This window comes from Streptomyces sp. NPDC037421 (assembly GCF_055602105.1).
This window is the reverse complement of sequence record NZ_JBVJWV010000060.1, coordinates 1-19,835: the sequence shown is the minus strand read 5'-3', so window position 1 is coordinate 19,835 and position 19,835 is coordinate 1. Positions and strand designations below refer to the sequence as shown.

Annotated in this window: 18 protein-coding genes and 1 riboswitch; of the genes, 4 read left to right on the top strand and 14 right to left on the bottom strand. The window is 71.1% G+C overall.

Going from position 1 to position 19,835, the window contains the following annotated elements; translation table 11 throughout:
• Window positions 1-141: 141 nt before the first annotated feature.
• The gene (locus ACZ7IF_RS38180) at window positions 142-756 is read right to left on the bottom strand and encodes a PadR family transcriptional regulator (protein WP_470981488.1); all 615 of its coding nucleotides are present in this window, start codon (window positions 754-756) and stop codon (window positions 142-144) included.
• 201 nt (window positions 757-957) lie between these two features.
• On the opposite strand from ACZ7IF_RS38180, the gene ACZ7IF_RS38175 reads away from it, so the two are divergent.
• Window positions 958-1,776 (top strand): PhzF family phenazine biosynthesis protein, encoded by an 819-nt coding sequence (locus ACZ7IF_RS38175; RefSeq protein WP_470981486.1) that lies wholly within the window; start codon window positions 958-960, stop codon window positions 1,774-1,776.
• Between the two features lie 3 nt (window positions 1,777-1,779).
• Here the strand turns inward: ACZ7IF_RS38175 and ACZ7IF_RS38170 are convergent, their stop codons facing one another.
• Both ACZ7IF_RS38170 and ACZ7IF_RS38165 read right to left on the bottom strand, forming a co-directional pair.
• Entirely contained in the window at window positions 1,780-2,577 is a 798-nt protein-coding gene (locus tag ACZ7IF_RS38170) for a CPBP family intramembrane glutamic endopeptidase (protein WP_470981484.1), read from the bottom strand.
• Between the two features lie 95 nt (window positions 2,578-2,672).
• Window positions 2,673-4,208 (bottom strand): glutamate-cysteine ligase family protein, encoded by a 1,536-nt coding sequence (locus ACZ7IF_RS38165; protein WP_470981482.1) that lies wholly within the window; start codon window positions 4,206-4,208, stop codon window positions 2,673-2,675.
• 495 nt (window positions 4,209-4,703) lie between these two features.
• Between ACZ7IF_RS38165 and ACZ7IF_RS38160 the strand changes: the two genes are divergently transcribed.
• Together ACZ7IF_RS38160 and ACZ7IF_RS38155 are read left to right on the top strand one after the other, a co-directional pair.
• On the top strand, window positions 4,704-5,324 hold the full coding sequence (locus tag ACZ7IF_RS38160; protein WP_470981480.1) for a hypothetical protein: 621 nt from the start codon (window positions 4,704-4,706) through the stop codon (window positions 5,322-5,324).
• Window positions 5,325-5,584: 260 nt separating this feature from the next.
• Window positions 5,585-5,773 carry a DUF5999 family protein gene (locus ACZ7IF_RS38155; protein WP_007262885.1) on the top strand — a complete coding sequence of 63 codons (189 nt, stop codon included), beginning with the start codon at window positions 5,585-5,587 and terminating at the stop codon, window positions 5,771-5,773.
• A gap of 124 nt (window positions 5,774-5,897) precedes the next feature.
• On the opposite strand, the gene gcvP is transcribed toward ACZ7IF_RS38155, so the two are convergent.
• A complete protein-coding gene (gcvP, locus tag ACZ7IF_RS38150) occupies window positions 5,898-8,783 on the bottom strand; it encodes an aminomethyl-transferring glycine dehydrogenase (RefSeq protein ID WP_470981479.1) in 2,886 nt (961 codons plus the stop codon).
• Window positions 8,784-8,979: 196 nt separating this feature from the next.
• A riboswitch (glycine riboswitch) is annotated at window positions 8,980-9,078 on the bottom strand.
• Window positions 9,079-9,201: 123 nt separating this feature from the next.
• Here gcvP and ACZ7IF_RS38145 point away from each other — a divergent pair.
• Window positions 9,202-9,558 carry a PRC-barrel domain-containing protein gene (locus ACZ7IF_RS38145; protein ID WP_470981477.1) on the top strand — a complete coding sequence of 119 codons (357 nt, stop codon included), beginning with the start codon at window positions 9,202-9,204 and terminating at the stop codon, window positions 9,556-9,558.
• Here ACZ7IF_RS38145 and ACZ7IF_RS38140 read toward each other — a convergent pair.
• The 10 genes from ACZ7IF_RS38140 to ACZ7IF_RS38095 form a co-directional block, all read right to left on the bottom strand.
• Entirely contained in the window at window positions 9,555-10,952 is a 1,398-nt protein-coding gene (locus ACZ7IF_RS38140) for a DNA polymerase IV (protein ID WP_470981476.1), read from the bottom strand. The two genes, ACZ7IF_RS38145 and ACZ7IF_RS38140, sit on opposite strands and share 4 nt — an antisense overlap.
• Window positions 10,953-11,030: 78 nt before the next feature.
• Window positions 11,031-11,669, bottom strand: a complete 639-nt coding sequence (locus ACZ7IF_RS38135; protein ID WP_470981474.1) for a MerR family transcriptional regulator — start codon at window positions 11,667-11,669, stop codon at window positions 11,031-11,033.
• Window positions 11,670-11,853: 184 nt separating this feature from the next.
• On the bottom strand, window positions 11,854-12,327 hold the full coding sequence (locus tag ACZ7IF_RS38130; RefSeq protein WP_007262890.1) for a bifunctional nuclease family protein: 474 nt from the start codon (window positions 12,325-12,327) through the stop codon (window positions 11,854-11,856).
• 63 nt (window positions 12,328-12,390) lie between these two features.
• Window positions 12,391-13,155 carry a transcriptional regulator FtsR gene (gene ftsR, locus ACZ7IF_RS38125; protein WP_470981472.1) on the bottom strand — a complete coding sequence of 255 codons (765 nt, stop codon included), beginning with the start codon at window positions 13,153-13,155 and terminating at the stop codon, window positions 12,391-12,393.
• A gap of 70 nt (window positions 13,156-13,225) precedes the next feature.
• Window positions 13,226-14,119 (bottom strand): FHA domain-containing protein, encoded by an 894-nt coding sequence (locus ACZ7IF_RS38120; RefSeq protein ID WP_470981470.1) that lies wholly within the window; start codon window positions 14,117-14,119, stop codon window positions 13,226-13,228.
• 130 nt (window positions 14,120-14,249) lie between these two features.
• Window positions 14,250-15,110: a DUF881 domain-containing protein gene (locus ACZ7IF_RS38115; protein WP_470981468.1), complete on the bottom strand. Its 861-nt coding sequence runs from the start codon at window positions 15,108-15,110 to the stop codon at window positions 14,250-14,252.
• Window positions 15,111-15,115: 5 nt separating this feature from the next.
• On the bottom strand, window positions 15,116-15,448 hold the full coding sequence (locus tag ACZ7IF_RS38110) for a small basic family protein (protein ID WP_007262894.1): 333 nt from the start codon (window positions 15,446-15,448) through the stop codon (window positions 15,116-15,118).
• Window positions 15,445-16,350, bottom strand: a complete 906-nt coding sequence (locus ACZ7IF_RS38105) for a DUF881 domain-containing protein (protein ID WP_470981467.1) — start codon at window positions 16,348-16,350, stop codon at window positions 15,445-15,447. Before ACZ7IF_RS38105 ends, ACZ7IF_RS38110 begins: the two co-directional genes overlap by 4 nt.
• 110 nt (window positions 16,351-16,460) lie before the next feature.
• Entirely contained in the window at window positions 16,461-18,959 is a 2,499-nt protein-coding gene (locus tag ACZ7IF_RS38100; RefSeq protein WP_470981465.1) for a sugar phosphate nucleotidyltransferase, read from the bottom strand.
• A gap of 101 nt (window positions 18,960-19,060) precedes the next feature.
• Window positions 19,061-19,648 (bottom strand): CDP-alcohol phosphatidyltransferase family protein, encoded by a 588-nt coding sequence (locus ACZ7IF_RS38095; protein WP_470981464.1) that lies wholly within the window; start codon window positions 19,646-19,648, stop codon window positions 19,061-19,063.
• Between the last annotated feature and the right edge of the window lie 187 nt (window positions 19,649-19,835).

Genomic DNA, 19,835 nt, shown 5'->3' with positions numbered 1-19,835 from the left:
CCCCCCCCCCCCCCCCCCCCCCCCCCCCCCCCCCCCCCCCCCCCCCCCCCCCCCCCCCCCCCCCCCCCCCCCCCCCCCCCCCCCCCCCCCCCCCTGCGCACGTCCGGCCGGTACGCGTCCCGGCCCGGCACGCGTCCTGCCTCAGTGTTCGTCGGCCAGGATCAGGTACAGCTTCTTGCGGGCGTCGTTGATGACCGCGACGGCCTTCTCCCGCTGTTCGGGCGAGCCGGTCTTGAAGACCTGCCCGAAGGCCTCCATCAGACCGCCGGCGGCGGCACGGACCTCGTGCATCGCCTCGAAGTCGAAGCCGCGCCCGGCGTCCGCCCAGGGGGCGTCCGGGCCCGACTCGGCCTCGGTGCGGCCGGCGTCGGTGAGCGTGAACAGCTTCTTGCCGCCCTCGCTCGCGCTGGTGATCAGCCCCTCGTCCTCGAGCAGCTGCAGGGTCGGGTAGACCGAGCCCGGGCTGGGCTTCCAGGCCCCGCCGCTGCGCTCGCCGATCTCCTGGATCATCTCGTAGCCGTGCATCGGCCGGTCGGCGAGCAGCGCCAGGATCGAGGCGCGTACGTCGCCCCGCCTGGCCCGCCCGCGCGGTCCGCCGCGTCCGCCCCGCCCGCCGAAGGGCCCGCCCCCGAAGGGCGGCCCGAACGGCCCAAAGGCGGCGCGCAGCCCCCTGAACTCCTCCCGACGGTCCGGCCCGCAGTGGCCGTGGCCCCGTCCGTGTTCATGTCCGTGGTCGTGCTGTCCGCGTGAACGCATCACTGCGCTCCTTTCGTCATCCCTGCCATGTCCGTCATGCCAGTCGTCGTTTCGACTCCTTCACTATCACTGATCCATCGCGATGCGTCAACGATATATCGGAACCTGTCGCCGACAGTCGGCCCGTGTGCGGCCGTGACCAGGCCAGTCACCCGGGATTGGCCTTTGTCCGCGATCGGGGAACCCCCCTACGGTCGGCCCATGCGCATCCGAATCGTCGACGCCTTCACCGACCGCCCCTTCCAGGGGAACCCCGCCGGAGTCCTCCTCCTCGACGGCGGCTTCCCCCCGGACGCCTGGCTCCAGCAGGTCGCCGCCGAGGTGAACCTCTCCGAGACGGCCTTCGCCCACCCCCTGCCGGCGGGGGGCGACGCCGACTGGGCGCTGCGCTGGTTCACCCCGGCCGCCGAGGTGGACATGTGCGGCCACGCGACCCTCGCGACCGCCCACGTCATCGCCGCCGCAGGCCTCGCCCGGGGCCCGATCCGATTCGGCGCGCGCTGCGGGACCCTCACCGCCGAGGTCGCCGAGGACGGCACGGTCACGATGGACTTCCCGACCTCGTCCCTGACCCCGCTGGAGCCGGTCCCGGAGGTGGACCGCGCGCTGGGCGCCGAGGCCAAGTCGGTCCACGACACCGCCGACCACATCGGCGACCTGCTGGTGGAGCTGGCCGACGAGCGGACCGTGCGCGAACTCGCGCCCGACCACGCGGCCCTGCGCGCCTACGCGCGGCGCGGAGTCATCGTCACCGCGCCGGCCGAGGACCCCTCCCGCGGCTACGACTTCGTCTCGCGCGGCTTCTTCCCCGCCGTCGGCGTCGACGAGGACCCGGTGACGGGCAGCGCCCACACCGCCCTCGCACCGTTCTGGGCGGCGCGGCTGGGCCGTACCGGGCTGACCGGCCTCCAGGGCGGGACGCGCAAGGGCCTGGTCCGGGTCCGGCTCGCGGGCGACCGTACGCTCCTGACGGGCCGCGCCGTCACCGTCATCGACGGCGAACTGCTCACCGCCCCGTAGGCGCTACGGGGTGGGCAGCCAGCCGACCTTGCCCGCGAGCAGCGCGTACCCGCCGAAGGCCACGATGTCGAGCAGGGCGTGCGCGACGACCAGGGGGCCGACCCGGCCCCAGCGCCGGTAGGCGAGGACGAAGACGACGCCCATCACCACGTTGCCGATGAACCCGCCGATGCCCTGGTAGAGGTGGTACGAGCCGCGCAGCAGGGAGCTGGCCAGCAGCGCGGCCGTCGGCGACCAGCCCAGCTGGCCGAGCCGGCGCAGCAGGTAGGCCAGCACGATGACCTCCTCCACCACGGAGTTCTGCACCGCGGAGAGGATCAGTACGGGGAACTTCCACCACACGTCGGGCAGGGCCTCCGGCACCACCGTCAGGTTGAAGCCGGTGGCCCGGGCCCCCAGGTAGAAGGCCAGCCCGGCGCTGCCGATGCCGGCGGCCACGAGCGCGCCCCGGGCCAGGTCCGGGCCGGGGCGGGTGCGGTCGAAGCCCAGGGCCCTGAGCCCGGGCGCGCCCTCGCGGGTCAGCAGGTGCGCGACGAGCAGTACGGGGACCAGCGCGGTCGCGATCCCGAACAGCTGCCAGGCCAGGTCCAGCCACGGCCGCCCGGGCGCGTAGGAGCCGTTGAGGGTGGCGGCCTGGTCCTTGAGCCCGCCCGGCTTGGTGAGCGAGCCGATGAAGCTGATCAGCGCCGAGACCCCGCTCGCGCCCAGCGACAGCGCGAGCACGAGCAGGGTCTCGGTGCGCAGGACCCGGCGCCCGTCCTCGCGCAGTTCCACGACCACCGGCTCCGGCTCGACCCGCACGCCTGACTCCCGTCCCGTTCCGACCACCACCCCATACTGCCTCCTCGGCGGCGGGAGCGGATCAGCGGGAAGGGATCGGCGGAGCGGGACGGCCCTCAGCGGCGGACCGCCCGCGTGGCGTCCACCTCCTGTTCCTCCAGGCCCACGGGCCAGGTGTGCACGGGGTCGCCCTTGTGCATCAGCTCGCTGTAGCGCCGGGTGGTGGCCGCGAGGGCGGCGTCACGTTCCAGTCCGCCCGCGAGCGCCCGGTGGTACGTGTCCACCTGCCAGGTGGCCCCGTTCACCCGGCGCCGGCACCGCTCCTCGATGATCCCCAGGTAGTGGTCCCGGTCGGCGGGTTCGATGCCCCAGGCGTCCAGCCCGGCCGCGGCCATCGGCAGCAGCTCGTCCAGCACCAGCCGCACCGCGGGCACGCTCACCAGCCCCCCGGCCCTGCCCTTGCGCGGCCAGCGGATCCGCGCGTCGATCCCGTACCGGCAGGCCGCGTCGAAGTTGGCCTCCGCCTCGGCGAAGGACATCCGGGTCCACACGGGGCGCGGCTCGTCCGCGAGGGTCCGTACGAGTCCGTAGTAGAAGGCGGCGTTGGCGACGACGTCGGCCACGGTGGGCCCGGCGGGCAGGACCCGGTTCTCCACCCTCAGGTGCGGCACCCCGTCGGCGACCCCGTAGACGGGCCGGTTCCACCGGTAGACCGTGCCGTTGTGCAGCACCAGCTCCTGAAGGCTCGGCACCCCGCCCTCGGCGAGCACCCGCAGCGGCTCCTCCTCGCCGCATATCGGCAGCAGGGAGGGGAAGAAGCGGACGTTCTCGGCGAAGAGCTCGTACACCGAGTCCACCCACCGCTCCCCGAACCACGTCCGCGGCCGCACCCCCTGCGCCTGGAGTTCGGGCGGCCTGGTGTCGGTGGCCTGCGTGAACAGCGGCGGACGCGACTCGCGCCACAGCTCGCGCCCGAACAGGAACGGCGAGTTGGCACCCACCGCTATCTGTACGGCGGTCACCGCCTGCGCCGCGTTCCACACGTCGGAGAACCGGGCCGGGGTGACCTGGAGGTGCAGCTGCACGGAGGTGCAGGCGGCTTCAGGCACGATCGAGCCGGTGCTCCAGGTCAGCCGCTCCACCCCGTCGATGTCGAGCCGGAAGTCCTCCCCCCGCATCATCAGGATCTGCTCGTTGAGCAGGGAGTAGCGGTCCACCGCCGAAAGGTTTGCCAGGGCCAGGTCCGCACGGGAGATGGTGGGCAATATCCCGATCATCACGACGCCCGCGTCGATCTCCGCGGCCTGCCGGTGGGCGTAGTTGAGTCCCGCGCTCAGTTCTTCGGAGAGCTGGTCGAATACCCTCCCGTCGAGCCGGTGCGGGAGTACGTTCACCTCCAGGTTGAACATTCCGAGTTCGGTCTGGAAATCGGGGCTCGCAATCCGCTCCAGCACCTGCGCATTCACCATGCGCGGCAAACCGTCGGCACCCGCGAGATTCAGCTCGATCTCCAGCCCCATCATGTTCTTGGGACGATCGAACCTCTTCTCCGCCAGAAGCCGCTCCAGCCCCTCCAGGCACTCGTGGAGCTTCCTCCGATACCGATGCCGATCGGACAGGTCGAATCCGCCTGCCACGACCTTCTCCCCCATCGAAGCGTCCCTCCTCGAGTGGGCCAGGCCCGGAGCACCCGGGCGCACGTCACGGTCGATGATGCCCAGGCACCGTGATCCATAACGCGGGCCGGGGGGGCTTGGCGGGGAGCGCGCGCCGGTATGGCCCGATGGGCGCTCCGGCACATTCACCTGGCAACCCGCGGGACGCAATTTCCCTCTGGCCTTTGCCGGTTCCCGATTACCGAAGGTTTCCAGCCGAGCGCCCTTGGGGTAACCTCCGAGGTCAGCGCGGCATGTCCGCGTGCAACCGGCATGAATACCATGACAGCGGGACCGGAAGGCGCCTTGCCGACAATAGGCGGGACGGCTAGCCGAAACACTGCGTGAACACATGTCGTATAAACTCCGCAAACGAGGCAGAGAGTTGGCGCGCGGCCATTGCCCCAAAGCCCACCTCTGACCCCAGAATGCGACAGCGCCGTCCGCACCTTCCCCCGCACCACAGGTCTCCCAAGTGAGAGGCGACCCACCATGCCGCTGCATGTTCCCCCGGCTCCCGCGCCCGCCCTGCGCAGCGTCCTCGCGGCACTCGGTTCTCCCACCGCCGCCCACGAGGCACACACCCCCGCCCTGCGCTCGTTCCAGGGCCCGCTGACCGCCGAACTCCCGCTTCCGGTCCACGTGCTCGACCGCCTGAGCGTGTCCGGCCACACCGCCGGCGGCCGCCCGCCCCGCACCCGGCTCACCGGCTGGCGGTTCCTGATCCGCAGCGGCGACCGCTTCGTCGCGGCGGCCGACACCCGGCTGACCCCGGACGGCTGGGCCTTCTCCCATTTCTTCGAGGGCCCCTACGTCGCCGCGACCGAACGCGCCCTCCGCCAGGCGGAGTCGCTCGGCAAGGGCTACCAGCCGAGGCTGCTGTCCGTACCTGAGCTGTACATGCTGACCCTGTGGCTGCACGGGGCGGTCGGCGCCGACGCCGCCGCCGGCCTCCCCGCCGCCGCCGACCTGCTGGTGCCACTGGCTCCGGCCCCGCCCGGGATCGCGCCCTTCCGGCCGCATCCCGTCTCGGAGCTGCTGCCCGTCCTGACCCACCGGCTGACCCCGGCCGCCCCACCGGTCCCGCCCAGCCTCGCGGCCCCGGCGGCTTGACCCGAGTGACCCATTCGGCCTAGTCCGCTCGGGTCAATGCGAACCACCCGAAATGACAGGGGAGTTGGCCTGAACCGCCCGCACGGGTGATGCGTCCTCATTCCAAGAGGACAGCTGCCGGGAAATACCTGCGAAGCAGCCGTCCTGGGGGAACACTGAGGACATCCTCCCCGCAGGTGCGGGGACGACACAGGGGGACGGCCATGAATCACGCATCGAGCCGTAGCGAACAGACCACACCGCAGCGAAAGAACCCATCCATGTGCCAGCACCAGCCCGCCTGCCCGTCATCAGAATCCGCCGACCGGGAGGCCGCGCGCCCGGTGGCCAACCACCCGGAACAGGGCTGGAGCCTGCTGTGCAACGGCGTCCTGCTCTTCGAGGACACCGGTGAGCTGCTGCCGGACGGACAGATCATCGCCCCGCACCGCCCGCTCGCGGCGGCGTAACCGGCACCGGACGGCAACGACGCACGGACGAAGAAGGGAGGGGCCGGTCCCGGAGCTCAACGCTCCGGGACCGGCCCCTTCACCGTGTGACCGGCCCGTCAACGACGGGCCCGGCTGCCACGCCTCAGTTGTCGTACTCGTCCAGCGGCGGGCAGGAGCAGACCAGGTTCCGGTCACCGAAGGCGCCGTCGATCCGGCGCACCGGCGGCCAGTACTTCTCGGCGGCGGAGACCCCGCCCGGGAAGACGGCCTCGTCGCGGCTGTACGGGTGGTTCCACTCGCCGCCCAGCGCCGCGGCGGTGTGCGGGGCGTTGGCGAGCGGGTTGTCGTCCACCGGCCACTCGCCGCCGACGACCCGCTCGATCTCGGCGCGGATGGCGATCATCGCGTCGCAGAAGCGGTCGATCTCGATGAGGTCCTCGGACTCGGTCGGCTCGATCATCAGCGTGCCGGCCACCGGGAAGGACATGGTCGGCGCGTGGAAGCCGTAGTCGATCAGGCGCTTGGCGATGTCGTCGACGCTCACGCCCGTGGCCTTCGACAGCGGGCGCAGGTCGATGATGCACTCGTGCGCGACCAGGTTGCCCGGACCGGTGTAGAGGACCGGGTAGTGGGGCTCCAGGCGCTTGGCGATGTAGTTGGCGCCGAGCACCGCCACCTGGGTGGCCCGCTTGAGGCCCTCGCCACCCATCAGGCGGACGTACGACCAGGAGATCGGCAGGATGCCCGCCGAGCCCCACGGCGCGGCGGAGATCGGGCCGACGCCCGTCTCGGGGCCGGCGGTCGGCTGGAGCGGGTGGTTCGGCAGGTACGGGGCCAGGTGCGCCCGGACACCGACCGGGCCGACGCCCGGGCCGCCGCCGCCGTGCGGGATGCAGAAGGTCTTGTGCAGGTTCAGGTGCGAGACGTCGCCGCCGAAGTGGCCCGGCTTGGCCAGACCCACCAGGGCGTTCAGGTTGGCGCCGTCCACGTACACCTGGCCGCCGGCCTCGTGCACCTGGGCGCAGATGTCGGCGACGTGCTCCTCGAAGACACCGTGCGTCGACGGGTAGGTGATCATGAGGACGGAGAGCTCGTCGCGGTACTGCTCGATCTTGGCGCGCAGGTCGTCCGCGTCCACCTCGCCGTCGTCGGCGGTCTTGACGACGACGACCTTCATGCCGGCCATCACGGCGCTCGCGGCGTTGGTGCCGTGCGCGGAGGACGGGATGAGACAGATGGTGCGCTGCTCGTCGCCGTTCGCCCGGTGGTAGGCGCGGACGGCCAGCAGACCGGCGAGCTCACCCTGGGAGCCGGCGTTCGGCTGGATGGAGACCTTGTCGTAGCCGGTGACCTCGCAGAGACGTTCCTCCAGCTCGTTGATGAGCGTGAGGTACCCCTCGGCCTGCTCGACCGGGGCGAACGGGTGCAGCTGGCCGAATTCGGGCCAGGTGACCGGCTCCATCTCGGTGGTCGCGTTGAGCTTCATGGTGCAGGAGCCCAGCGGGATCATGCCGCGGTCCAGCGCGTAGTCCTTGTCCGAGAGCTTGCGCAGGTAGCGCAGCATCGCGGTCTCGGAGCGGTGCTGGTGGAAGACCGGGTGGGTCAGGTACGCGTCCGAGCGCAGCAGGCCCTCGGGCAGCGAGTCGGCCGTGACCGCGTCCAGGGCCTCGACGTCGGCGGTGACGCCGAAGGCGGCCCAGACCGCTTCGAGGTCCGCGCGCGTGGTGGTCTCGTCGCAGGAGACCGAGACGTGGTCGGCGTCGGCCTGGTACACGTTGACCCCGCCCTCGCGGGCGGCGGCGACGACCTCGGCGGCCTTGCCGGGCACCCGGGCGGTGACGGTGTCGAAGAAGGAGCCGTGCACCAGCTCGACCCCGCCGGCCGTCAGGCCCGCGGCGAGGAGGGCGGCGTAGCGGTGGGTGCGGCGGGCGATCGTCTTCAGGCCGTCGGGGCCGTGGTAGACGGCGTACATGCCGGCCATGACGGCGAGCAGCACCTGCGCGGTGCAGATGTTGCTGGTGGCCTTCTCGCGGCGGATGTGCTGCTCGCGGGTCTGCAGGGCCAGGCGGTACGCCTTGTTGCCGTCCGCGTCCACGGAGACGCCGACGAGGCGGCCGGGCAGCGAGCGGGCGTGCTTGGCCTGGACGGCCATGTAACCGGCGTGCGGGCCGCCGAAGCCCATCGGGACGCCGAAGCGCTGGGTGGTGCCGACGGCGATGTCCGCGCCCAGCTCGCCCGGGGAGGTCAGCAGGGTCAGGGCGAGCAGGTCGGCGGAGACGGTGACGATCGCACCGAGCTCGTGAGCCTGGTCGATGACCGGCTTGATCTCGCGGACCGCGCCGGAGGCGCCCGGGTACTGGAGCAGCACGCCGAAGACACCGCGCTCGGCGATCTCGGCGGGGATGCCCTCGGACAGGTCCGCGACGACGACCTCGACGCCCGTGGGCTCGGCGCGGGTCTCGATCACGGCGATGGTCTGCGGCAGCGCGTCGGCGTCGACGAGGAAGACCCCGCCCTTGACCTTGCCCACGCGGCGGGCCAGCGACATGGCCTCGGCCGCCGCGGTGCCCTCGTCCAGCAGGGAGGCGCCGGAGGTGGGCAGGCCGGTCAGGTCGGCCACGAGGGTCTGGAAGTTCAACAGCGCCTCCAGGCGGCCCTGCGAGATCTCCGGCTGGTACGGGGTGTACGCCGTGTACCAGGCCGGGTTCTCCATGACGTTGCGCAGGATCACCGGCGGGGTGAAGGTCCCGTAGTAGCCGAGACCGATCATCGAGGAGAGCACCTGGTTGCGGTCGGCGAGCGAGCGGAGCTCGGCCAGCACCTCGGCTTCGGTGCGCGCCTCGGGCAGGTTCAGCGCCTCGGCGGTCTTGATCACATCCGGTACCGCGGCGGCGGTCAGCTCGTCCAGGGAGCCGTAGCCCACCTGGGCGAGCATCTTGGCCTGCGCTTCGGCGTCCGGGCCGATGTGACGCTGCTCGAAGGGGATGCCGCGCTCGAGCTGGGAGAGCGGAATGCGGTTGGCGGTCATGACGGAGGCCTCCTGGTCGTATGACCTGCGAGGGGCACCACGGCGCGGGCACCCGGACGGCCTCCCCCTCTGTCATCTCAACCTGAGAGCTTCACCGGAGTCGCGGGGTTCGCCCGAGAGCTCCGGCTTTCACCGTCGGTGAGGGGAGGTACCGGCACTGCGGGCCCGGCGCCTGCCCCTGCTTTCCAGAGTGGCCTCGTCACGTGCGGTACGTATGCCTGAGAGATTCCGGGGAGGATTTGCTCCTTCGGCGCCTCCGTCGAACTCACTCGGAGGACTCTCCCGCACAGGGTCAACAGCCGTCACCCAGCCTACCAGCGAGGATCTCGACCCTCCCTCGAGTGGCCCCCTCTTCAAATATGCACTTCTGTAGTCATTACGCATGAGCTGTGCATCACTGCGACCGTACGGAGGGACCGTGCAGACCGACATCGATCCCCGCAGCCTGATCGGCCGCAAGGCGTTCGACCGCAACGGCACCAAGATCGGCACCGTGGACGAGGTCTACCTCGACGACGCCACCGGCGTCCCGGAGTGGGCCGCCGTCCGGACGGGCCTCTTCGGCCGTGACGCCTTCGTCCCCCTGGAACCGAGCGAAGTCGTGGACGACGCCCTGCGCGTGCCCTTCGAACGCTCCCTGATCAAGGACGCCCCCGATTTCGGGGTCGGCCGCCACCTCTCCCCCGAGCAGGAGCTCCAGCTCTACCACCACTACGGCCTCGACGTGGCCCTCCCCTCCGACTTCCAGCGCCCCCACCCGCCGGACACCCCCTAAGGGCTGTCCCCCTTCCCCACCAGGGGCAGCGGGTCGGAGGCCTCGAGCTCCGGGTCGTCCAGCAGGAAGGTACGCACCCGGCCCGGGGGCGATCCGGGCCGCTCGAACCGTACGGTCACCCGCCCGACCCCGCTGCCCTGCACCCACCCCGGCCCGTACACCGCGTGGTGTACGTCGCTGCCCGCCGCCCAGTGCCGCGCGGGAGCGGCCCCGGCGCCCTCCAGGACCGCCGCGGGCCCCTCCGGGGGCCCGCCTTCCGGGGCGGCCCCGGCGGCGCCCTCCTCGCCGCCCTGCGCCTCGGCCCCGGCCTCCTCGGCGGTGGCCAGCGCGTGGGCGAACAGGTCCTCCTGCGTGTAGTCCGCGAGCCCCGTCACCCCCACCCCCAGCAGCCGCACCCCGCCGGTGGTGTCCACGCCCTCCAGCAGCCGCGCGGCCGCCTCCCGCACCACCGCCGGGTCGTCGGTGGGCCCGCGCAGCGTCTCGGAGCGGGTCAGCGTCGAGAAGTCGTACCGGCGCACCTTCAAGACGATGGTCCGCCCCGAGTGCCCCGAGGCGCGCAGCCGCCCCACGCAGCGGTCGGCGAGCCGCTGCACCTCGTTCCGGATCCGCACCCGGTCGTGCAGGTCCACGTCGAAGGTGTCCTCCACCGAGACGGACTTCGCGTCCCGCTCGGCGACCACCGGCCGGTCGTCCAGCCCCAGCGCCATCCGGTGGAGCCCCACGCCGTGCGCCCGCCCCACCATCCGCACCAGCTCGTCCTCGCCCGCCTCGGCCAGCTCCCCCACGGTGGTGATCCCGGCCCGGCGCAGGTGCTCCCCGGTGGCCGGCCCCACGCCGGGCAGGGTGCGCACGGGCATGGGCGCGAGGAGCTCGCGCTCGGTCCCCGGTTCGATCAGCAGCAGCCCGTCCGGCTTGGCCTCCTCCGAGGCGATCTTGGCCAGCATCTTGGACCCCGCCAGCCCCACCGAGCCGCTGAGTCCCGTGAGGGCCGTGATGTCGGCCCGCAGCCGCTCCCCCGTGGCGCGGGCGCCCGCCGAGTCGAAGGCCGCTCCGCCCGCCTCCAGGTCCACGAAGGCCTCGTCCAGGCTGAGCGGCTCCACCAGCGGCGACAGCTCCCGCAGCAGGGCCATGACCAGCTCGCTGACCTCGCGGTAGAGGGTGAAGCGCGGGATCAGGTAGGCGCCGTTCGGGCAGAGGCGGCGGGCCTGCGCGGTCGGCATCGCCGAGTGCACCCCGAACCGCCGGGCCTCGTACGAGGCCGTGGCCACGACCCCGCGCGGCCCGAGCCCTCCGACGATCACGGCCTTCCCGCGCAGGCTGGGCTTCGACGCCTGCTCCACGGAGGCGTAGAAGGCGTCCATGTCCAGGTGCAGGATGGTCGGCGCGGCTCTCACAGCACCGATGCTGCCCTACGCCACTGACAACGCGGTGATCACCGGCCCTCGACCCACCGCGGGGCGCGGCGGGGGGGGTCAGACGGCCCGGTTCCGGCGGGCCGCCAGCTCGTCTGCCGGGTTGTGGCCCACCAGGGTCTCACCGGTGTCCACGCGCTCCCCGTGCAGCTGCGACAGCGCGTTCTCCACGTCGCGCCAGACCACGCCCACCGCGATGCCGAAGACGCCCTGCCCGCCCTGGAGCAGGCTCACGACCTGGTCCGGCGAGGTGCACTCGTACACCGTCGCGCCGTCGCTCATCAGCGTCATGCGCTCCAGGTCGGAGAAACCCCGGTCCCGCAGGTGCTGCACGGCGGTGCGGATGTTCTGCAGCGCCACCCCGGTGTCCAGGAAACGCTTGACGATCTTCAGGACGACCACGTCGCGGAAGCTGTACAGCCGCTGGGTTCCCGACCCGTACGCGGGCCGCACGCTCGGCTCCACGAGTCCGGTCCGCGCCCAGTAGTCGAGCTGCCGGTACGTGATCCCCGCGGCGGCACACGCCGTCGGTCCGCGGTAGCCGACCTGCTCGGACGCCGGGCCTTCGCTCACCGGTCCGACCGGCGCGGCCGCCGGCTGACGGTGCGCGGAACCCGCTGCGCCGCCGTGCACCGGGTACGGCCCACCGTCGCTCCGCGCGGGGGTGCCCCCGGTCGTACCGTCGCCCGTGATCCTCACGCCGACCCTCCGTCCTTGACCTGCCACCTTGAAGGTAGGCAGTGACCAGGGGTGCGTCAACGATCGCCACACTCGGCACGCCGAGTGATAATCACCCTGAGAGTGGTTTCCCGTACCCCGTTGCGGGGAAAGGCTACTCGAATGGGGTGACAGTTCCCGGTGGACGGCACGGCCGTCGGCGCGGCTACTGGGGCCCCGTCCCGAAGTCCTCGGGAGAGATCTGGTCGAGGAACTCGCGGAACTTCTCCACCTCGTCCTCCTGCTCATCGGGAATGGCGATTCCGGCGTCGTCCAGCACGCCGTCACTGCCGTAGATCGGCGTTCCCGTGCGCAGGGCCAGCGCTATGGCGTCCGACGGCCGCGCGCTCACCTCGACCCCGCTGGCGAAGACCAGCTCCGCGTAGAAGACGCCCTCCCGCAGATCCGTGATCCGGACCTCGGTGAGCTCCTCGCCGACCGCCTCCAGCACGTCCTTGAAAAGGTCGTGCGTCAGCGGCCGGGCAGGGGCCATGCCCTGCTGCGCGAAGGCAATGGCGGTCGCCTCCCCAGGACCGATCCAGATGGGGAGGTACCGATCGCCTCCCACTTCACGCAGGAGCACGATCGGTTGGTTGGAGGGCATTTCCACCCGGACACCCACAACGTCGAGCTCGTTCACACAGCAACCCTAGGACCTGCCCGGCAGGTTTGGGTAGTCGGGGCCCCACCGGGACCCATCCGGTCAGTGCGGACGGAGCCCGAGAGCGGTCTGCACCAAGGCCTCGTGGAGCCTTACGGAGAGCCCCGCGAGCTCTCTCGTCGTCGCTTCGGCGTGCGCCCTGGTCTGCGGATTGCGGTGCCTGCGCAGCGGGGCGACGAGCTGCTCCACCAGACCGGCCTCCCGGTCCGCCGCCGCCTTCATTCCCCGCAGGTGGCGGGGTTCGAGGCCGAACCGGCCGAGATCCGCGATCAGCCGGGCCACGATGACCGTGCCGGCGTCGAACCCGCCGCCCGGCACCTCGGAGATGAGCCCGTACGACTCCCACTCGACGAGCTGCGCCTCGTCCACCTCGGCGGCCGCGATCAGCTCGGCCCGGCCCACCCGGGCCGCCGGCGGCGGCTCACCGTCCGCCTCCGCGTACCCGCCGGAGGACTGGGCGCCCTCCACGGACTCCCCGTGCGCGGCGGGCGCGGGGATGCGGATCTGCTCACCGCGGTCGAGCGCGTCGAGCTGCTCCCGGATGACCTTCAGCGGGAGGTAGTGGTCACGCTGAAGGCGCAGGACGCGCGCGAGCCGCTCCACGTCCTGCGTACTGAACTTGCGGTATCCGGAAGGCGTGCGCCGGGGCTCGACCAGGCCCTCCGCCTCCAGGAAGCGGATCTTCGAGATCGTGACTTCGGGGAACTCGTCCCGCAGCGTGGTCAGCACCGTACCGATGCTGACCAGCTGCCCGGCCGAGCCGGCGGTGCCGTTCTTCGGGGCACCGCCCGTCGGGGTACGCAGCATGGAACCTTCCCTGGGGTCCCCCCGGAGGGTGTCCGGGGGTGGGGTGCCCCCCGGACGGTGTCCGAGGGGGTCAGACGCCCCGCAGGCTCGCGTAGAAGACCAGCCGGTACTTGCCGATCTGCACCTCGTCGCCGTTGTGCAGGGCGACGGACTCGATCGGCTCGCGGTTCACGTACGTGCCGTTGAGGCTGCCCACGTCGGCGACCGTGAAGCCGCCCTCCGGGCTCCGGCGGAATTCGACATGCAGGCGGGACACGGTGATGTCGTCCAGGAAGATGTCGCTCTGCGGGTGCCGGCCCGCAGTCGTCAGTTCGCCGTCCAGCAGGAACCGGCTGCCCGAGTTGGGCCCGCGCCGCACGATCAGCAGGGCGGAACCGGGCGGCAGCGCCTCCACCGCGGCCTGGGCCTCGGGAGAGAGCGAGGACGACACGTGCTGGCCCGACCCCTCGGCCTCGTAGGCCTCCAGGCCCGAGATCGAGATGGTGGACGTGGTCTCCGAAGCGCGCTCCGGCGTCAGACCCGGCCGCAGCGGCGCCCCGCAGTTGGAGCAGAAACGGCTCGCCGCATCGCTGCGGTGACCGCACCTTCCGCACGTCTGCTCGGCCGACATGGACGGCTCCTCGCGCCGCGGCTGCCCCGCGGAGGCACTGGTGGCATAGGGGTCAGAGGCAAACCCTCCACCCGCACTAGAGGTTGATGGTTCACCGAAACCTATGCGTCCGGAACCAGCGGGGTCAACGGACGACGCGCCGCGCCCGCCCGAATTGTCACCCGGGCCGGCCACCTCGTCGCGGAAGAGCGGCCTGTCGCCCTGCCCTTCCCCTTCCGGCTGCCCCGCGCGGTGCCGCGTCGCACCGCTTTCCTCGTTCTTCTTCTTGCCGAACAACTTCTCAAACAACTTCACGGGCGATTCCCCTTGACCGAAACAGACCCGCCCGTGGGGCAGGACGAACTCTGCATGCACACACCTGCCGACCCGGACATTCTGACAACGTCCGTAACCACCAGACAGTTTCCACCACGCACGGCGACTTCCGTGCGTCGACCCCCCGCAGGCGTCGGCCCGCGTGAGCCTGTCCACGTTCCGCTACGCATCACGGCGATGACGACCGAGCGTAGTCAGGCTGCTTCGCAGCCCGCAAGGCATCCACAACGATCTTCGCCGACCGTGTGACGGCGACCGTGGCCTGTTCCTTCTCCATGGTCTGCACCACACCTCCCGGGATGTTCAGCGCGGGCTCCAGATCCTGCGGCTTGCCGATCACCTTGAACTCGTAGGGCTGTGTGATCTTCTTACCGTCGATCCCGACCCCGCCGCCCTCGTCGGAGAAGTACGAGCCGGCCACGACGCGCACCCCGTTGATCTGGATCGCCTCCGCCCCGGCCGCCCGCAGCTCCTGGAGGGTGTCCAGCAACTGGTCGGACCTCACCTGGCCCTTGGTGTCGGTGATCCGCAGCGTGATCCCCGGGCCCTGTGCGGCCACCGTACCGGCCAGGATGCCCAGTTGGCGCTCCTTCTCAACCGTCTGACGGCGGGCCTCTTCCGCCTGGTTGGAACTGCTCTGGAGCTCCTTGCGCTGATCGTCCAGCCGCTGCTTCTCGTCCTCCAGGCGCTGGGTCCGCCCGTCCAGCTCGTCGAGGATCCGTACGAGGTCCTCCTGGCGGGCACCGCGCAGCGGGGCGCTGGAGTCGCTGTTGGACCGGACCTGGATCGCGAGCCCGAGGCCCAGGACGAACAGCAGCAGCGCGACGATCAGTTGGGCCCGGCTGAACCTGGGCGGCCACAGCCCGGCGGCCAGGCGCTGGCGCCCGGTCTCCTGCGGCCCGGCCGGCCCGGGCCGGCCGGCCTGGTGCGGGGGCTCCTGGGGCCGCGACGGCTCGGGTTCGGGCTGCGACTGCGACTGCGACTGCCCGGGGACGTCCGGCTCCCCCGGCGGGGTGTTCTCCGTGCTCATCGGCCTCACGCCCGGAAGACGTGCCGGCGGATGGCCGCGGCGTTGGAGAAGATCCGGATGCCGAGGACGACGACCACACCCGTCGACAGCTGCGAGCCGACGCCCAGCTTGTCACCGAGGAAGACGATCAGCGCGGCCACGACCACGTTCGACAGGAACGACACCACGAAGACCTTGTCGACGAAGATCCCGTCCAGCATCGCGCGCAGACCGCCGAACACCGCGTCGAGCGCGGCGACCACGGCGATCGGCAGATAAGGCTCCACCACGGCCGGCACCTCGGGCCGGACCAGAAGCCCGACCACCACTCCGGCCAAGAGGCCCAGTACCGCGATCACGACGCACCCTTCTTCGGCTCTGCTGCTGTGGCTGTGCGGACGGTCAGGCTCGACGCCGCCGGCAGCCGTACCTCGTCCATCGGGGTCAGGCTGTAGCGGATCCCGTAGCTCTCCTGGAGGACGTGCAGGTACTGACCGTCCACGGAGTCCTGGAACGTGGTCCCCAGCCGCTTCTTGTCGCCCACCGCGAGAACCTCGTAGGGCGGCACCAGCGGCTTGTTGTCGACCAGTATCGCGTCACCCGCGGCCCTGATCGCCGACAGCGCCGTCAGCCGCTGCCCGTTGATCGAAACGGCCTCCGCACCCGCCTGCCAGAGCCCGTTGACGATCCGCTGCATGTCCCTGTCGCGCACCCGGCCGGTGTTCGAGAACCCGGCGCTCTCGCGCGGACCGCCACCGCCGCCCGACGAGGCGCCCTTGGCATCGTCCACCACCAGTTTGACGCCGGGACCGTGCACCTCGGTTGCACCCGCCAGCAGTTCCACCAGCCGGCCCCGCTCCCCGACCTGCTGCTTCAGCGCCGCGCGCTGCCGGTCGGCGACCTCGGTCCGCAGCCGCTCGGTGTCGCGCTCCAGAGCGTCCGCGTGGTCGTTCGCCCGCTGCACCCGGTCGATCAGCTCCTGGCGCTCCTTGGCCAGTACGGGAGCCGCTATGCGCGCCTGCGCGGCACCGAGCGTGACCACCATCGCGGCGAGCACCAGCCCCGCGGCGAGCGCCAGCTTGGCCTTGAGGGTACGGGGCAGCCCCGCCGTACCGTCCGCCTCGCGCCGGGCCGAGGCTTCCGCATAGCCCTCGTCGAGGCTGTGGTCCATCACGTGGGTCAGCAGCGACATGGACGCGTCCGGGCGCGCGGGCGGTGTGGCCGAACTCCGGTTGTTGGGCGGCTGCGACATGCCGCACATCGTTGCATGTCGCCCCCGCCAACACCCAATGCGCCCGCCCGGCGGACCGGGCCGGGTCACTCCCCGCACCCGGCCCGCCGGAACCGCTTCCCCCGGGCGACGGGCGCCGGTCAGTGCTGCCCGGCTCCGTCCACGACCGCGCCCCACTCGTCGAGGAGCGCCTGAGCGGAGGCGTCGTCGGGTCCTTCGGCCCACAGGTGGGTGACCGCCTCCGCCGGGTCCGGCAGGACCAGCACCCAACGCCCGTCGGCCTCGACCACGCGCACCCCGTCGGTGGTGTCCACCTGCCGGTCGCCGGCCGCCTCCACGACCCGCCGCATGACGAGCCCCTTCGCCGCCCACGGCGTGGGCACGTCCCGCTTGAGGACGTGTGCGCGCGGGATGCGGGCGTCGATCTGGCTCAGGGTGAGCTGCGTACGCGCCACCAGCCCGATCAGCTGCACGAAGGCCGCCGAACCGTCGAAGACGCTGCTGAACTCCGGGACGATGAACCCGCCCCGGCCGTCCCCGCCGAAGATCGTGGTCTCCTCACGGCCGACCCGGGTCAGGTCGTCGGGCGAGGTCGTCGTCCACTCCACCTGGGTACCGTGGTACGCCGCCACCTGCTCGGCGACGCGCGTGGTGGTCACCGGCAGGGCCACCTTGCCGCTGCGCTTCTCGGCGGCGACCAGGTCGAGGAGCACGAGCAGCGCCCGGTCGTCCTCGATGATCCGGCCCCGCTCGTCCACCAGGGAGATCCGCTCGCCCACCGGGTCGAACCGCACGCCGAACGCCGCCCGCGCCGACGCCACGATCTCCCCGAGCCGCACCAGCCCGGCCCGCCGCGACTCCCGGGTCTCGGTCGGCCTGGACTCGTCGAGACCGGGGTTGATCGTCAGAGCGTCGACGCCGAGCCGGCCGAGGAGGCTCGGCAGCACGAGCCCGGCGCTGCCGTTCGAGGCGTCCACGACCACCTTGAGCCCCGCATCGGCGATCCCGGTGGTGTCCACCCGCCGGAGCAGCGACCCCGTGTACGAGTCGAACACGCTCGACGGGAACTGCAGGTCGCCGATCTCCCCGGGGAAGGCGCGCCGGTACTCCTGGCGTGCGTACACCCGGTCCAGCTTGCGCTGCTGCGCCTGCGAGAGGTCGGCTCCCCGCTCGTCGAGGAACATGATGTCCACCGAGTCGGGCACCCCGGGCGAGGTTCTGATCATGATCCCGCCCGCGGCACCACGGGCCGTCTGCTGACGAGCCACCGGCAGCGGTACGTTCTCCAGGTCGCGTACGTCGATGGCGCTGGCCTGGAGCGCCGAGATCACCGCACGCTTGAGCGCACGGGCACCACGGGAGTGGTCTCGGGCCGTGGTGACGATCGCGCCCTTCTTCAGCATCGTCGCGTAGGCGCCCGCCAGCTTGACCACCAGCTCGGGGGTGATCTCCACGTTCAGGATCCCGGAGACGCCCCGGGCGCCGAACAGGTGTGCCTGGCCGCGGGACTCCCAGATCACCGAGGTGTTGACGAAGGCGCCGGCCTCGATGGTCTTGAACGGGTAGACGCGCACATTGCCCTGGACAATGGATTCTTCACCCACGAGGCACTCGTCGCCGATGACGGCCCCGTCCTCGATCCGGGCGGCCCGCATGATGTCGGTGTTCTTGCCGATGACGCAGCCGCGCAGGTTGCTGTGCGGGCCGATGTAGACGTTGTCGTGGACGACGGCCTTGTGGAGGAAGGCCCCGCTCTTCACGACCACGTTCGACCCGATGACCGTGTGCTCCCGGAGCTCGACCCCGGCCTCGATCTTGGCGTAGTCCCCGACGTACAGCGGCCCGCGCAGCACGGCGTCCGGGCTGACCTCGGCCCCTTCGGCGATCCAGACGCCGGGCGAGATCTCGAAACCGTCCATCTCGACCTGGACCTTGCCCTCGAGCACGTCGGCCTGCGCCTTGACGTAGCTCTCGTGGGTGCCCACGTCCTCCCAGTAGCCCTCGGCCACGTAGCCGTAGATCGGCCGGCCTTCCTTCATCAGCTTCGGGAAGACGTCGCCGGACCAGTCGACCGAAACGTCCGGGTCGACGTAGTCGAAGATCTCCGGCTCCATCACGTAGATGCCGGTGTTGATGGTGTCCGAGAACACCTGCCCCCATGTCGGCTTCTCGAGGAAGCGCTCGACCTTGCCTTCCTCGTCCACGATGGTGATGCCGAATTCCAGCGGGTTCGGCACCCGGGTCAGGCACACCGTGACCAGCGCGCCCTTCTCCTTGTGGAAATTGATGAGGTCGGTGAGGTCGAAGTCGGTCAGCGCGTCGCCGGAGATGACGAGGAACGTGTCGTCCTTCAGGGCCTCCTCGGCATTCTTCACGCTGCCGGCGGTGCCGAGAGGCTTCTCCTCGTTGGCGTAGGTGAGCTCCATCCCGAGCTCCTCGCCGTCACCGAAGTAGTTCTTGACCAGTGACGCCAGGAACTGCACCGTGACCACGGTCTCGCTGAGCCCATGTCGCTTGAGCAGCCTCAGCACGTGCTCCATGATCGGCCGGTTCGCCACCGGCAGGAGCGGCTTGGGCATGCTTGAGGTCATGGGGCGAAGCCGCGTACCTTCGCCACCGGCCATCACGACGGCCTTCATGTCGGAAGAGTCCTCCTAGAGAGATGACGGTCCAGCCGACCTCACCCGTCCCGGACGGATACTCCGCAACTCCTCCGCGTCAGTACCGGCGCCGAGCGAGCTCAATCGGCCGTGGCAGCCCTGACCAGCCGGCGGACTTGCACCACGTAAAGGATTCCTGCCCACCAATAGAGCGTTGTACCCCATCCCGCGAACGCCCATCCGAAAACGGACGCCATCCAGGCCAACCAGCCGTCCCCGTCACTGAGCAGCAGCAGGGGGAAGGCGTACATGAGGTTGAAGGTCGCGGCCTTGCCCAGGAAGTTGACCTGCGGGGGCGGATAGCCGTGCCGGCGCAGGATCCACACCATGACCAGCAGCATTCCCTCACGGGCGAGGAGCGCCGCGGTGAGCCACAGGGGGAGAATCTCCCGCCAGGTGAGGCCGAAGAGCGTGGTCAGGACGTAGAGGCGGTCCGCGGCGGGGTCCAGCAAGCGGCCCAGTTTGCTGATCTGATTCCAGCGGCGCGCGAGTTTCCCGTCGAGGTAGTCACTGATCCCGCTCAGCATCAGGACGGCCAGCGCCCAACCGTCGTACCCCTCCAGGATGAGCCAGAGGAACAGCGGTACGCCGACGAGACGAGCCATGCTCAGGATGTTCGGAATGGTGAAAATTCGGTCCGTCTGAACCCGAGTCTCCTGGACCTCCACCCGGGGGCCTCCACTGTGACGCTAGAAATGGTCGAATCGATGCCCCCTGACCCTACAGGAGTCCCCGACGGGGGCAGCCGGGCCGCCCGCCGGGCCCGTAAACGCAGAAAAGCCCCGCACCAGAAGGTGCGGGGCTTTCCCACAATGATTGTTCGGCGGCGTCCTACTCTCCCACAGGGTCCCCCCT

What these genes read in the sequence shown, in the direction of transcription:
- ACZ7IF_RS38180 (WP_470981488.1), bottom strand. Translation starts at nt 756, where the DNA reads ATGCGTTCACGCGGACAGCACGACCACGGACATGAACACGGACGGGGC.
- ACZ7IF_RS38175 (WP_470981486.1), top strand. Translation starts at nt 958, where the DNA reads ATGCGCATCCGAATCGTCGACGCCTTCACCGACCGCCCCTTCCAGGGG.
- ACZ7IF_RS38165 (WP_470981482.1), bottom strand. Translation starts at nt 4,208, where the DNA reads ATGGGGGAGAAGGTCGTGGCAGGCGGATTCGACCTGTCCGATCGGCAT.
- ACZ7IF_RS38160 (WP_470981480.1), top strand. Translation starts at nt 4,704, where the DNA reads ATGCCGCTGCATGTTCCCCCGGCTCCCGCGCCCGCCCTGCGCAGCGTC.
- ACZ7IF_RS38155 (WP_007262885.1), top strand. Translation starts at nt 5,585, where the DNA reads ATGTGCCAGCACCAGCCCGCCTGCCCGTCATCAGAATCCGCCGACCGG.
- gcvP (WP_470981479.1), bottom strand. Translation starts at nt 8,783, where the DNA reads ATGACCGCCAACCGCATTCCGCTCTCCCAGCTCGAGCGCGGCATCCCC.
- ftsR (WP_470981472.1), bottom strand. Translation starts at nt 13,155, where the DNA reads ATGCTGCGTACCCCGACGGGCGGTGCCCCGAAGAACGGCACCGCCGGC.
- ACZ7IF_RS38115 (WP_470981468.1), bottom strand. Translation starts at nt 15,110, where the DNA reads ATGAGCACGGAGAACACCCCGCCGGGGGAGCCGGACGTCCCCGGGCAG.
- ACZ7IF_RS38105 (WP_470981467.1), bottom strand. Translation starts at nt 16,350, where the DNA reads ATGTGCGGCATGTCGCAGCCGCCCAACAACCGGAGTTCGGCCACACCG.
- ACZ7IF_RS38100 (WP_470981465.1), bottom strand. Translation starts at nt 18,959, where the DNA reads ATGAAGGCCGTCGTGATGGCCGGTGGCGAAGGTACGCGGCTTCGCCCC.